General features: G+C 63.7%; 12 protein-coding genes. 2 read left to right on the top strand and 10 right to left on the bottom strand.

Annotation, left to right across the window (positions count from 1 at the left end):
• Genes mads4 through mads1 form a run of 4 tightly spaced genes read right to left on the bottom strand, consistent with a single transcriptional unit; the run spans window position 1 to window position 4,262 of the window.
• Complete coding sequence (gene mads4 / locus ABIC94_RS11695) at window positions 1-651, bottom strand: methylation-associated defense system protein MAD4 (protein ID WP_354373188.1); 651 nt, start codon at window positions 649-651, stop codon at window positions 1-3.
• A complete protein-coding gene (gene mads3, locus ABIC94_RS11690) occupies window positions 648-1,997 on the bottom strand; it encodes a methylation-associated defense system AAA family ATPase MAD3 (RefSeq protein WP_354373187.1) in 1,350 nt (449 codons plus the stop codon). Before mads3 ends, mads4 begins: the two co-directional genes overlap by 4 nt.
• A complete protein-coding gene (gene mads2, locus ABIC94_RS11685) occupies window positions 1,994-4,054 on the bottom strand; it encodes a methylation-associated defense system DNA methyltransferase MAD2 (protein ID WP_354373186.1) in 2,061 nt (686 codons plus the stop codon). Before mads2 ends, mads3 begins: the two co-directional genes overlap by 4 nt.
• On the bottom strand, window positions 4,047-4,262 hold the full coding sequence (mads1, locus tag ABIC94_RS11680) for a methylation-associated defense system helix-turn-helix domain-containing protein MAD1 (RefSeq protein ID WP_354373185.1): 216 nt from the start codon (window positions 4,260-4,262) through the stop codon (window positions 4,047-4,049). The genes mads2 and mads1 overlap by 8 nt, the downstream gene beginning before the upstream one ends.
• A gap of 295 nt (window positions 4,263-4,557) precedes the next feature.
• On the opposite strand from mads1, the gene ABIC94_RS11675 reads away from it, so the two are divergent.
• Entirely contained in the window at window positions 4,558-4,857 is a 300-nt protein-coding gene (locus tag ABIC94_RS11675; RefSeq protein ID WP_436317991.1) for a DNA/RNA helicase domain-containing protein, read from the top strand.
• A gap of 39 nt (window positions 4,858-4,896) precedes the next feature.
• Here ABIC94_RS11675 and ABIC94_RS11670 read toward each other — a convergent pair whose 3' ends face one another.
• The 4 genes from ABIC94_RS11670 to ABIC94_RS11655 all read right to left on the bottom strand — a co-directional run bounded on the left by ABIC94_RS11670 (window position 4,897) and on the right by ABIC94_RS11655 (window position 7,280).
• On the bottom strand, window positions 4,897-5,169 hold the full coding sequence (locus ABIC94_RS11670) for a hypothetical protein (protein WP_354373183.1): 273 nt from the start codon (window positions 5,167-5,169) through the stop codon (window positions 4,897-4,899).
• A 261-nt stretch (window positions 5,170-5,430) separates the two neighbouring features.
• The gene (locus ABIC94_RS11665; protein WP_354373182.1) at window positions 5,431-5,778 is read right to left on the bottom strand and encodes a helix-turn-helix domain-containing protein; all 348 of its coding nucleotides are present in this window, start codon (window positions 5,776-5,778) and stop codon (window positions 5,431-5,433) included.
• Window positions 5,771-6,091 carry a type II toxin-antitoxin system RelE/ParE family toxin gene (locus ABIC94_RS11660; protein WP_354373181.1) on the bottom strand — a complete coding sequence of 107 codons (321 nt, stop codon included), beginning with the start codon at window positions 6,089-6,091 and terminating at the stop codon, window positions 5,771-5,773. The genes ABIC94_RS11665 and ABIC94_RS11660 overlap by 8 nt, the downstream gene beginning before the upstream one ends.
• A 133-nt stretch (window positions 6,092-6,224) precedes the next feature.
• Window positions 6,225-7,280, bottom strand: coding sequence for an HNH endonuclease (locus ABIC94_RS11655; protein ID WP_354373180.1), 1,056 nt, complete (start codon window positions 7,278-7,280; stop codon window positions 6,225-6,227).
• Between the two features lie 159 nt (window positions 7,281-7,439).
• Here ABIC94_RS11655 and ABIC94_RS11650 point away from each other — a divergent pair, with 159 nt between their 5' ends.
• Window positions 7,440-8,393 (top strand): bifunctional enoyl-CoA hydratase/phosphate acetyltransferase, encoded by a 954-nt coding sequence (locus ABIC94_RS11650; RefSeq protein ID WP_354373179.1) that lies wholly within the window; start codon window positions 7,440-7,442, stop codon window positions 8,391-8,393.
• Between the two features lie 42 nt (window positions 8,394-8,435).
• Here ABIC94_RS11650 and ABIC94_RS11645 read toward each other — a convergent pair whose 3' ends face one another.
• Together ABIC94_RS11645 and ABIC94_RS11640 are read right to left on the bottom strand one after the other, a co-directional pair.
• On the bottom strand, window positions 8,436-8,885 hold the full coding sequence (locus ABIC94_RS11645) for a hypothetical protein (RefSeq protein WP_354373178.1): 450 nt from the start codon (window positions 8,883-8,885) through the stop codon (window positions 8,436-8,438).
• Entirely contained in the window at window positions 8,882-13,489 is a 4,608-nt protein-coding gene (locus tag ABIC94_RS11640; protein WP_354373177.1) for an RHS repeat-associated core domain-containing protein, read from the bottom strand. Before ABIC94_RS11640 ends, ABIC94_RS11645 begins: the two co-directional genes overlap by 4 nt.
• Window positions 13,490-13,503 lie beyond the last annotated feature (14 nt).

Raw genomic sequence — 13,503 nt, 5'->3', positions numbered from 1 at the left:
TCATACAGGGACTGGAAACCAAGCCTGAAGGGCGCCATGCATCTCAGCGAACGCGGCGTCGCTACAGCCATGTACGGAAATAAGGCTCGCGAGCCGCTGGTAGATTGCTGATGAGCGAGGCTGCCCCGTCTGCCGCAACACCCACTCGGCAGCTTCCTTGGGACGCGGGGGCTTCGCCGCACCAATCGGCCACCATCCATGATCAGCCAAGTACTGCCGGAGGCTGGTTCCACCACGGTACCGCAAGACATCGGCGACTTGGGGCTTGTCTTGCCACAGCCAGTTTTCAAGTTCTGGCTCGATTGCGATCACCTTGACGGCCTCCGCAGTCCAGCCGCTTTCAACCAAGCGCTCGGTAACGCGTTCAACGATGACGGCCCGTCCTGGCGACCCATCCCATTCGCAGTCCAAGACAACCAACGCACGTTCGTGACTGCGCTGGTATGGGCGTAGCAATTCGTGGCCCTTGGTGAAGACGCCGGGGTCGTTGCCGCCCTCATCGACGATCAGGTCACCACCGATCGCCGTATTGATCTCGAACTGAGCGCAGCCAAGGCTCAAGTCCCATCGATCTCGATTGAAGTAGCCGCGAAACGCAGCGGCCATGTTGCTGTCGGCAACCAAGATGACACAGGGGCGCTTGACCATCATCCCAACACCCCTGCCGCGAACAGACTTCCAAGATCAATTCCGCCACGCCACTCCTTGAGGCGCGGATGGTCTGTGCCCACCACGATCTCAACTCCGCCGTCCCCTTGAATGCGGGCACACAGCAACTGATCTAGTTTGGCTCTGACAAGCACGACTGGCGAATGCGAAGAGACCCAGACTTGGCTGTCATACATCGAAGAGAGCGACTGCAGGACGGCCTCGATAGCACGAGGGTGGATACCGTTCTCCGGCTCCTCCGTCACGAGGATGGCCGGATGCTTCCTCAAATAGGGCAGCAGTGTGAGCGTGAGGATGCGCAAGGTGCCGTCGGAAAGCCCGGCAGACGGCACCGTGAAATCGCCTCGATATCGCACAACGAAATAGGCATGGTGGTCATCCTCCCGTTCGCGCACGTCGATGTCAGCCACTTGCGGCAGCGCGGTTTGGACGTGCTCGATCCAATCGCCGTAGCGCTCGCTGCGGTAGTCTGCCGGCGCATCGTCAGCAGCGCCTTCCCGCTTGAGGTTGAGAGCGAGCCAGGGGGTGTTGCGACCGTCAGCGGTGATGGTCTTCGGGAGCCCCGGCGGGCTGGCCGTGCGCATAGCAGGCCAGTTGGGTTCCAGGAAAACCGCGTCAGCTGTCAGCAGGCTGTGAAGCCAACGCGCGGCCGGGTATTCGGCTTCTGTTTCGAAAATGACGCGTGGCATGGCGAGCAAGGTGGGCGGTAGCCCAGCCTTTGCAACGCGCACTTTGCCGCTGCTGGCAGGCACTTCTGGCGTGAACTCAGCCTCGTGGCCAAACTCCCGCGCCAGAATCAGTCGCCAATGCCTGTTGCCTTCGGCGGAGACTCCATGGAACCCACCCAGGCGCCTGTCAGGGCCGTGGCCTTCAGGGAAGACGAACAGGTATTCGTTGATGACATGCAGTTCGCGGTCGCTCGAAATCCGCAGGCCGATCTCATAGCGGATGTGAGTGGGCCAGCGTCGCCGATCCTCTTGGAACGCCAAGCGTGACTTCTCCGATCGCAATCGCGTGAACATGCCCTCAAGCACCTTGGCTTGAACGACATCGGGAAGGCGCGCCTCTACCGCGAGCGAGAAGTCGTCGCCTCTCCCGGCAAAAACCAGCTCGCTCAGACTCCCTGCGCGCGGTGGCAGGTCTGGACGCCGGTCCATGAATGGCGAGGCGATATTGCTTGCGCGCAGCAGGTCGCCGAGCAGTCCAGGCAGGTCAAGCAACGTGGTCTTTCCTGATCCGTTGGCCCCCACCAGCACACAAAAGGCGCCCACGTCGACGCCCAACCGTTCAAAGCAGCGATAGCGCGTGGCTTCGAGGCGCGTTATCACTTGCTGGGCTCCGGGTGCGTTGCACGAAACTCAGCGTAGGCGGCCGCAATGGCAGGGAGGTCATCGTCGAGGATGCGTTCCTTGCGATGCAAGGTCCGCACGTGCATCTTTCCGCCGATCCGCACCTTCTCTTCGTGACTGACATCCACAAGGATTTCTTCGCCATCCGGCTGGCGCTTGAACAGCGTGTTGCCGCGGCGATCGAACCCGACCTTTTCGGCAACGGCCATGAAGACCGGGTAGTCCTTCTTGCTACCCAAGTCTTCTGCCTGAATCACTGCAGGCGGCTTCTTCTTAAGGAAGAGCAGGCTGGTCAGGATGTTGACGTTTGCCTCCACGATGAAGGACTCGACAGGGAGGTCGATGCTGGCCAAGACCCAGCAGTGGCGCAGGATCCAATACCGGATGTACTCGTCGCCTGGGTTGCCCAAGATGCCGTCGGGCAAAACAATGCCTAGGCGCCCACCTGGTTTAAGCCACTGGATGCACCGCTCGATGAACAAAACCTCCGGCGAGACCGCCGGCTTGATGTTCTGCGTCATCACAAAGTCGGTGCCTTGCCGCTCCCACCGGCGGGCCAACTCGTACTGTTCGAGAATCGTTCGCTCGGTGACGGGGATATCGGAACCAAATGGTGGGTTGGTCGCGATCACGTCGATCGAGCCCAGCGGAATTTCGTCGAACGCGAGCTTGATGCCAGGCAGGTGCCCGACTGGGAACTCCAAGGAGTTCATGTGATACATGTGCCCGAGCGAGTTGCCTGCCATCATCACGTTCATTTGTGCGGCCCGAACCAGGAACGGGTCGAAGTCAGCACCGAACAAATTCTTCGCCGCGTAGTTGGCGAGACGATCACGGATGGAGATGAACTCTTCGGTGTTCTCGTCGCCCGCCTTCACGTGCTTCTCTGCGTGAAAGACCTTGTTGATGTAGTTCAAAACCTCCACGAGGAAGCCACCGGTCCCGCAGGCCACATCGAGAATGCGCTCGTTCTCCTTAGGGGCCAGCATCTGAACCACCAAGCGGATGGCGCCACGCGGCGTGAAGTACTGGCCACGGTCGCCGCGCAGGTTGGTGCCAACGATCTCTTGGTAGGCCGCGCCCTTGGCATCGACATCGGTACGCGCGAAGTCGTAGCGTGACAACTCGGACACGATGAACGCCAGTGCACGGTCTGACAGCGTGATCTCCTCGTTGCCCTTGAACAAATCCGGGTAAGCACGCTTCACTGCCTCAAACAGCGGCAGGATACGGCGACGTATTTCCTTCTGGCCCGCTGGTTCAAACGGCTCATAGGGGCCGGCCCAAAAATCTCGGTGCTCGCCGACACGGCGTTCGTCGTACATCTTGCAGAAGATGAGGTAGAGGAACTGCCAGAACGCAGCATCCTTCGGCATGCCCTCGTTACCGTGGATGTAGTTGTGGCAACGACGGAACGCAATGCGCAGCATGACCGGGTCGGCTCTGCGCATCTTCGCGAGCGATGCCGCCTCGCGCGTGCCGATGCTTTCGTCACCCATAGGCCAGTCGCCAATGGGTTTAAATTTGGTGTCGAAGCGCGTGATCTCCTTCTGGAAGAAGAAGAACTCCAGGCCGTTCGTCCACAGCCCGTACTTGCAGCTTTCGACCTCGGCCATCGCTGCTTCGAGGACTTCGAACTCCTTGCGCGCCTCGTCGGGGTCACGCATCCGGTACGCGCCCTTGGTGCCGACTTTCGGCTCCTTTTCGACCATGACCGCGCGGTACATGTTCTCTGCGACATGCGCCGTGCCCGCTTGGAACACGGCGATGTCGAGCTTGCGATTTTTGCCACCGACCTTGATCTTGAAGTCGGGCTCCATGTCCTCGGCGGCGATGCCGTACTCATGGATGATGGCCCGCGCGATGCGCTGGCGAACTTGCTCTTTGTCGCTGTCCTTCAGGAGTTCGCCGGTGATGTAGTCAAAGATCTTCCCTTCGGCGATTTCCGGAGCGTCGCTCTTCTCAACAGCCACATCGCTGTCGCTGTTGCCCGCGTCATCTGCAGCGGTCTTTTTGTTTGTCGGCTGCCTAGCCATGGGATGTTCCCTTTTCATCGAAGTCGTCGCTACTGGAAGACGCGCCACCGGCGCGCACCCATGCATCAACATCGTCTTTCTTGAATTTCCAAAATCGCCCGACCTTGTGCCCAGGCATGCCCTTGCCTGTCACCCAGGTGTATACGGTGTCCTTCGATACGCCGAGGTACTCGGCCATCTCATCTACAGAGAGCCAGCGGTCTTCCATTTCCTAATCCTGGTGTACGACGCGGCCGCGAGTCGGCGTGCTCATCAGTATAGTCTGCTTGACTCAGTTTTAGCCGGGTTTAGTTGGGTTTGGTGGCGGGCGCACAGCGAACTGAGAAGTCGCCGCTGCCGGTTGAACAACATCCGGCGATCTGCGGGCCAGGAGGCACATTGTGGGTGAGTTGCCACGGCAGCGTTGTCCATTGCGATGAGCGTCTCTTGCGGTGTGCCGCTCGACTCGCGGGTTGGCTTTTACTCGATGTGCAAAGATCGGACAATCGCTTGGCTGCCAGGGGTTGGAGCTGGACTCCATCGGGGTCATCATCGGACCGGACCTCATCGTTCGTGATGGGCGTGTCGTGACGGTGCCGCAGGCACGGGATCGATACGACAAGACGTTGCGTGGCTATAAGGCGCGGCTCAAGGCCGATCCAGATAAAGCTGTAGCGGAGGCGGACCTGATCATCAAGAACACCTACCGCACGCCGATGACGCGCGACATGAAGGGGTGCTACGTCTATTGCAGCGACGAAGAGACTGCAAATTACTTCCGCGTGCGGCTGTCGCCCGATGCGCTCACTGCGCTCCACCCCTGAGAACTGCCGGTGGGCAGAGACACCCACCGACTGATGATTTCAAGCTTTCGGTTGACTCGCCGCTTCGATTCGTTTCAGCAGTACCTGTAAAAGCTGAGTGGCGTCGGCCGTCAGGTCTGCAGCAATCCACATGATGTTGTCTCGATGCCTACCCCCAATCGCGTCGAACCATTCGCTGCAGTCCCCATAGCAGCAACTCAGCAAAGATTGCAGTTGGGACAACTTGTTCTCAAGAATGTCTGACGCATCCTGCTGATGGGTTGCGTCCTCGGATTCGGACGTGTGTTGCCCGGCGATAATTCGATCAGCCATTTGGTGTGCGCTCCTGCGAAGTTGTTGCACGTCACTTGGTTAGACGGCCATGGTGTTAGCGCACCTTGGCCGTCGCCTTTTGTGCCTCACATCAACATCGCTGCGGTGTGCATTTCGATGTCCCGCCGTGAGACGCGGCGGTCCTTCAAATGTATGGAGAGAAGCGCGCTAGCGGAAGACTCCATGTAGTGAACAAATTGGGGATCGCATCGACTTTGAGCACACGACCGCGATCATCGCGGCGCTCGACGATGCAGAAGCTCAGGCCTTGATCTGCTTGGCCTTCGCACGACCAAGCACACGTCGCGGCGCCTTGTAGTCCGGGTCAACCGCCCTGAGCGCTTCGGGCATCTTCTCGGCAATGGCAATCAGCGTCTTCGCTGCGCCCGTCGGTTCGCGGCGGCCTTGCTCCCACTGCTGCAAGGTGCGCACCGACACACCGAGCAGCGCGGCAAAGCCGGCTTGCGACAACCCCGCGTTCTCGCGCGCCGCAACAACAGGCGTGTAGACCTTGCGCGTTTTCCCGGCGCCCATTTCGCGCGCCGACTGCACAAGCAAAGCCTCGAAGTCCTGGCTCGCTTCGAAGGCAGCCAGCTCGGCATCACTCATAGGCTTTTTCTGCGGCATCACGCAACTCCTTCAAGGTTTCGCCAGAGATCGAATCGAGGTTCGCTTTGGCGTAGATCAACAGTAAGACGACTTCACCGGGCCTCTTGCGGTTGAAGTACACAACTCGCACGCCGCCACTCTTGCCTGAACCGGCCCGGCTCCAGCGCACCTTGCGCACCCCGCCCGACTTCTGGACGGGATCTCCGGCATTCGGGTTCGCGGAGATGTAGGCTGCAAACTCGCCTCGCTCGTCCTCTGTCCAATAGTTCGGCCATAGCTTCTGGAAGGTTGGGGTTTCAACGACGGTGAGCATGCGTCAAAACATACGCCATTGGCGTACATTCTACGCCTGCAATTCTGTGACTAGGATCACGGATCCGACATAAGAAATCGTCATGCAAGCCTCCCAATCACCCGCAGGGGCGACTGGTCGAAACGCTTTGGTACTAGCCGAAGTGTTTTTCGCGATGGCAGTTGGGGCAAAGAGCCCAGGCGTTGTCCACCGTGTCATCCCCACCTTGCGCCAACGGCGTTATGTGATGCACCTCTAGGAATGGATCGCCCGTGGCCTTGCTGACAAATGGCGCCGGCTTCTTGCATCCTTCGCAGTGTCCCCCCGCTCGAAAGAGAACTTCGGCGACTACGTCGGGATTTCTCACAAATGCCGTTGAAACGGTCCGAATGATCTTGGGCTTCTTTGGCGCATTGGCCAAGCGTGCGAGACGCTCTTGCCTTGGCCGCGTCGAGGCTTGAGCCACACGGTCCTGCAACTCTCGCTGCACATAGACCGCGTCGGCGATCAAATCATCAGAGCCCATAAGTGCAAGCTCAAACCACTTCGCACCGTCCAGCTCATCGTGCATCTGCTGATTCGAGAAAGCCCCGGCATAAACAAACGGATCGTCCTCCGTTTGTCGCACGAAAGCGAGTACTGGCAAGCCCGGCACGTTCAAGACCGCCGCGTTGGGCTTGAAGTGCTCCCCAAATTGCACGACGCCGTTCCGAGTGATGCTCTTCAGGTAGTACTTCAGCCGTTGGCCTTCTTCCAGCCACGCGTTGTTGTACTTGCCGCCGCTCATGGTCGCCTTGATGACGACTGCCGTTGGTTGACCACCTGATTCAATGACCAGCATCCCCTCAGTGCGGGTGTCGTAGATCCCCGCAAAGATCAGGATGTCATGCGAGCTGTACGTCTCGCCGATGACGAAATCCGATGCTCGAAACCGATCACCAACCCAATCGGCGAATCGCCTTTCAAAGGGGTCAACGATGTCCTCGAACGTTTGGAGCCCAAGCGCGCGCATCTCTTCAGAAAGGCCGTCCTGCGTACTCCCGTTAAATCGCTTCAGGTATACGAACAAGTCCCCTACCCGTCTGAAACGGCTCACCCATATGCCAGCGCTGCGGATCTTGAACTTGATCGAATCGGGCAGAGCGCTCGCGAGCGCGGGCTTCTGGACGGCTTCTAAAACGTACTCGCGCGCCGCGTGGATGGGACTCATTGTGTTCATTGCTTGGAATGGACACATTGTGGTGTAACTTGTTAACGATTTGCCGTGAGATTGGCATTCGTTAACTATCTCGACGCACCTTCCGCTTTGGGCGGAAGTTCTCCAGTCAGTTACTGCAAACTTCCAGAACCACCCACGCTCGGAACCCGCATGGCCCCCTCGCCCTCCACCTCCCACCCCCACTACGACCGCCTAATCACCGCAGCCCGCGCCCTCCCACCGCTGCGCGCCGCAGTCGTCCACCCAGCCAACGCCGTATCCCTCGAAGCAGCCCTCGCTTCAGCCGCACTCGGCCTCATCGCCCCCACGCTCATCGGCCCCCGCGCAAAGATCGAAGCCGCGGCACGCGAGGCCAACGCAGACCTCTCCAACATCCCCATCGTCGACACCCCCCACAGCCACGCCGCAGCCGACGCGGCCGTAGCCATGGCCTTGCGCGGCGAGGTCGATGCGTTGATGAAGGGCAGCCTGCACACCGACGAGCTGATGGGCGCGGTGGTGCGGCGCGAGGGCGGGCTGCGCACGTCGCGGCGCATCAGTCACTGCTTCGTGATGGACATTCCGGGCCACTCGCAGCCGCTCATCATTTCAGACGCGGCCATCAACATCGCGCCCACACTCGAAGAAAAGGTCGACATCGTGCAGAACGCGATCGACCTTGCGCATGCGCTGCAGATGCCTGCCGTGCGGGTGGCGATTCTCTCGGCCACGGAAACGGTGAACACCAAGGTGCCCTCCACGCTCGACGCGGCCGTGCTGTGCAAGATGGCCGACCGCGGGCAGATTACCGGCGCGCAGCTCGACGGGCCGTTGGCCATGGACAACGCCATCGACGCCGAGGCGGCGCGCATCAAGGGCATCGTCTCGCCGGTGGCGGGCCGCGCCAATGTGCTGATCGTGCCCAGCCTGGACGCGGGCAACATGCTGGCGAAGAGCCTCACCTTCCTGGGCGGGGCCTATGCGGCGGGCATTGTGCTGGGCACCCGGGTGCCGGTCATCCTGACGAGCCGGGCCGACTCGGAGCCGGCGCGGCTGGCCTCGTGCGCGGTGGCGTCGATGCTGGCGAAGGCCGGGCGGGAGCGAACGATCAAGGCGGTGGGGTGAGAACGACGCTCAGCCCTTGAATGGCGCGACGCAGGCTTTTTTTCAGAGGCTTTCGAAAAAGTACGCGAGCACGGTGTTGTCGATAAACCCCTGGTCGAACATGGCGTCTTCCGCAAGGGGCTCCATGGCCTCGGCGAAGGTGATCTGCTCGAATTTGCGCTCCAGCAGCATGCTCACGAGGGGCGCACACAGCGCCTGCAGCTTCGGGTGCTCTGTCGCCAGTTCCCAGACGCGCCCGTTCATGACATAGGGCAGGACGACGAAAACGCGCAGGTCGAACCGTATGAGAAAGCGGGCGCGCATCTCCCTGTTGAATTCGCACTCGATCAGGTGCGAGTACAGGTCGTTCCCCGGTGCACGGGCCACCGCGCGCGTCTTGCCCGCGCCCAGGGCTTCGCGCACGGCGTCGACCTCGGGCGTGCTTGCGTCGGGCAGCGGGGCAAACTTTCTTTCGGCGGCGAGCGCTTCGAGTTTTCGGAGTGTCGGGTTCATTGGGGAAATTGTGTCACCACGGTTCGCTCGGCATGAACCGGGCCGCCGCCCGGCTTCTCGAGCACAACGCGCCCGCCGCGCACGGGGGTGACGTTGTCGGTTGCCCGCCCCGTGGTGCGGCCGAGGTCGGGGTTCTCGAAGCGCAGTCGCGACGCGTTGGGCGCGCCCTGCCGGGTGACGACGGTGCCCGGGGCGTAAATGACCTCGTCGGTGAATTTCTGTCCGCCCTCGCCCACGCGGAACCGCCCCTTGCCTGCTTGCGGCGACGAATTGGCATGGTGGTTGGAATGGCCCAGGTGCTCTCGTGACTTCGGCGTGTAGGTTCCGTTCCTGGCGACCGACACGGCCTCGATGGGGGTCAGGCCTTTGGAGCGGAGGATGGTGTACTTTTGCTTGAGCGTCTGCGCACACCAGCCCAGCGGGTCGGCCCATCCGATGGGATTGTCGGCATACGCATGCAGGTTGATGCCGCCCTCCAGCCCGATCGGATCGGGGCTGATGAACCGCCCGATGTCCGGGTCGTAGAAGCGGAAGGTGTTGTAGTGCAGGCCGGTGTCGCGGTCGAGGTACTGCCCCTGGAAGCGCAGGTTCTGCTCGGCGGGCTGCGGCGCCTCTTCGCCCGGCCAGGCGGAGCGGCCGTCCAGCGCGGTGACTTCCCATTGCTCGATGACGGTCGCGCCCCAGGTCCTGTAGCTCGCGCGCCAGCACAGGTTGCCGTCGCCGCTGCTCAACTCCTCCGGCAAACCGGCGGTGTCGTTGTGGAAGTGCAGGATGCGCGCGGTCGATGCCGCCGCGGCAGGCTCGGCCTTCGCGTCGAGCCGTGCCATGGGCACATGGCTGCCCTGCTCGTACACGTAGCTCACCACCTGCGAGCCGCGCCGCTCTTCGATCAGCCGCAGGCCCTCCCACACGAAGCGCGTGCAGCCGAACGCATCGTGCCTGGCCACGCGGCGCCCCATTGCGTCGTAGTCGAAGCGGGTGACCTGCGTGGTGGCCTCGGGGGTGTGCGGGCGGCGCGTCGTGTGCACGGCCGCAAGGCGGCTTTCGTCGTCCCATTCAAAGCGCTGCTCGGTGTGCCTGCCCGACTTCTTGCGCACGAGCCGGCCGTGGCCGTCGTAGATGTAGCGCTTGTCCTCGAACACCCGCACGAGGTTGTCGCGCACGTAGCCCGACACGCCGCCCTGCGCTGCCGGGCCTGCAAGCGACGCGTCGAGCAGGTTGCCGGCGGGGTCGTAGGCAAAGCGTTCCTGGTTGGCCGCACCATGCGCCGCATGCGCGGAAGGCGTCGGTGGCATGCGCACGGTTTCATCGATGCGCCCGGTGGCGTCGTAGCGACGGCTGGTGGTGCCCTGCAGCGAATGACGGCTCTGGCGCAGTTCGCCCGCGGGGTCGTAGCTGTACTCCTTCATCAGCCCGTCGAGCAGGCGGGCGTGCGGGGTGCCGGCGCTGTCGATGGCCTGGCGCCAGGCGGCGTCCCGCGTGGTGAAGGGCGCGGCGAGCGATGCCGGCTGGCTCCAGGCAGCGGCGCGGCGGCCCATGGGGTCCAGCGCGAAGCGGGTGGAGATCGCGCCCTGGCTGCGCGCGGTCTCGCGGTGCAGGTCGTCGCGTTCGATGTCGCTGATGAGCTGGTGCACGGCGGGCGCATCGCCGTGCTGCAGCGAAAAGTTGACTTGGTGCAGGTGGCCCGAGCCGTAGTGCAGGTAGTTCAGCCCGCGCACGGGCCCCTCCTGCCCCGCGAGCGCGGGCAGGAGGGTGCGCGTGCGGTTGCCGAGCGCATCGTGCTCGTGGCGCAGTTCGTGGCGCTCGCCGCTGACTTCGTCGACGGCGGTTTCGCCGACGAGGCGGCCAAGCTTGTCGTAGACGAAGCAGGTGCGGTGCAGCGGGCGCAGCGTTGGTGGCGCCTCGCCGGCCCCCGCGCTCACAACTTCGAGCTTGACTGCGTCGATGAGCCGGTCGAGCACGTCGTAGCGGTAACGGTAGCAATGGGTGGCGGTACGTTTCTCGACCAGCCGGCCCACGGCGTCGCGTAACAGCTCGGTGCGCAGCGGCTGCGCCACGCGGCGCTGGCCCGCTTGCGGTTCATCGAGCGCGAGGTCTTCGTCGCCGATGCCGGGCAAGTGGGTAATGGCGACGGGCCAGCCGCCTGCGTCGTAGGCCACCTGCACGCGCGTACCGCCCACGCGGCGCTCTTCGACCACGCGGTCGGCCTCGTCGCGGACGAACTCGAAGCGCATGCCGTTCTCGTTGACGAGCGACTGCAGCCGCTGGGCGCTGTCGTAGTTCCACGCCATGCGCCGGCCCTCGGCATCCTCGCGCAGCAGCGGCTCGCCGCGGCGGCCGAGCGCGAGGCGGGTGGTGCGGCTCAGCGCGTCGGTGGCGGCAACCAGGCGGCCCGCCGCATCGCGGTGAAAGGCCTGGTGGCTGCCGTCGGGCTGCGAGACGGCCAGCAGGCGCCCCATGGCGTCGTGCGTGAGCCGCGTCTGCTGGCCCATCGCATCGGTAATGGTCTTCAGGCAGCCCCAGCCGTCGTAGGCATAGCGCGTGGTCTTGCCGGAGCAGTCGGTGAGCGCGAGCAGCTGCGCGCATTCGCTCCAGGCCATGCGGTTGCGCCCGCCCCTGGCATCGGTCACCAGTATGGGCAGGCCGCGCTTGTCGTAGCTGTATTCGGTGACGTGGCCGAGCGGGTCGGTCTCGCGCACCAGGTTGCCCTCGTCGCTGTAGGCATAGGTCCAGGCGCTGCCGTCGGGCAGGGTCTCGCGCCACGGCAGGCCGGACTCGGTCCAGCCGGTGCTGTGCGTGCGGCCCAAGGCGTCGGTGCGGCTGCTCATGAAGCCTTGTGCGTCGTAGGCGCAGCGGGTGATCGCGCCGTGGGGCTCGGTCATTGCGACGAGCTGGTGCAGCTCGTTGTAGTGCGCCTGCCAGTGCTGGCCTTCGGCGTTGGTATACGCGGTAAGCTGGTGCTCCGCGTTCCAGCGCCAGACGAAGACGCGGTCGAGCTGGTCGACGACGCGGGTCTCGCCGATGGCGGTGGCCGGATCCTCGGCGCCGCTTGCACCTTCGGGCAGCAGGGCGGCGTAGGCGATGTCGTAGCGCTGGCCGTCGTTGGTCCAATGGCGGCCGACGCGGGCCTCGTTCGCGGCGCCGGCCCATTCGCTCCATTCGTAATAGCACTCCAGCCCTGCCGCATCGGCGTGAAAGTTCATCAGCCCCTGGCTGTCGTAGCCGAAGCGGCGCACCGATGCTCCGCTGCGGTCCGTCACGCCGGCAAGGCGGCCCTGCGCGTCGTGGCGGTAGGCGACGAGCAGGCCCTGGGTCTCGCCCGGTGCGCCAACCGCGAGGCGCACCGCATCGAGCCGCTCGCTCTCGCCCGCATGGTCGAGCACGATCAGGCGCCCGGTGCTGTCGGTCACTTCACCCAGGCGCCCGAGTGCGTCATGGCGCAGCTCGATAAAGTTGCCGTTGCGGTCTTCGATGCGGGTGAGCTTCAGCACCTGCGAGCGCGCGTGGCCGGCCGAGGGCTCGCCGAAGATGAAGAACAGCCCGCCCGGAATGTGGAAGAAGTAGCAACCGCCTTCCGTGCGGCACAGGTCCAGGCCCTCGCGCAGGCTGTATTGCCGGGTACCCGGCTCGATGTCGGGAAACTCCACCTCCCTGCCCTGGTCGTCGACGAGAACGACGACGGGTTGTCCGTCGGAGCCGGTGTCGAGCCGCAGTTCCATTGCATACGGCAGGCTCCAGCCCTGCCCCAACGGGCCGCCGCTGCGCGCATCGCGGCTGTTGTAGAAGCGCTGCCAAACGATCGGCAGCGGCCCCGGCAGTGTGAAGTCGAGCTCGCTCTCGCCGCCCAGAAACTTGACCCCCGTGGCCGCATGCACCGGGTTGCCGATGGAGCTGACCATGCCGTGGATGCCGATGCCTAGGCCGATGGCGCCTTCCATGAGGCAAGGCAGCGCGGCCTTGCCCTGCCGCGCAAGCTTGGGCAGGCAGCGCAGGCCCTTGTAGATCATCACAAGGCTGAAGACCGTTACCGCGATCTTCGAGATCAGCGGTACCTCGTCGGCCACGTCGCGCACGCGGGCGGTGGGCCCGCCGATGAAGACGTTGGGCGAGCCATCGCTGATCTTGGCGCCGCACTCGGTGTGGTCGTTCTTGCGCGAGGCCACGCCCATGTTGATGAAGACGGTCTCGGCGCCTTCGGCCAGCAGGATCTGCGGCGAGTCGTTGGCGCAGGTCACCGTGTCCATCGGTATGTCGGGTGAAGCGCGCGCCGCGCCCGTGCCCTTGCTGTTGATGAACACGTCCGACGAGCCGCTGCTGATCTTGCCGGTGACAGTAAGGGTCTCGGGCACCAGCGCGTCGGCCACCGCCTCGCCGAGCCCCGCGCCGACGTATCCGCCGGCCACGCGCGCGCCGACCACCACCAGCCCCACCACGAGCGGCCCGGCCAGCCCGCCGGTGCCAACGATGGCGGCCGCCGCCAGCCCCGCCGCAAAACCCACCGCGATGCCGCCGACCAACCCGCCCGCGAACTTGGCCCAGAACCTCGCATGGGCGTTGGTGTGGGCGATGGGGTCGTGCAGGCGTGCTGCTGCTTGGCCGGCCATGGGGTGTGCGTTAC

Origin of the sequence: Variovorax paradoxus, from assembly GCF_040544635.1 — a bacterium.
Classification (GTDB): domain Bacteria; phylum Pseudomonadota; class Gammaproteobacteria; order Burkholderiales; family Burkholderiaceae_C; genus Variovorax; species Variovorax paradoxus_R.
Note: the sequence above shows the minus strand (reverse complement) of the source record. Positions and strands in the feature narration are given on the sequence as shown.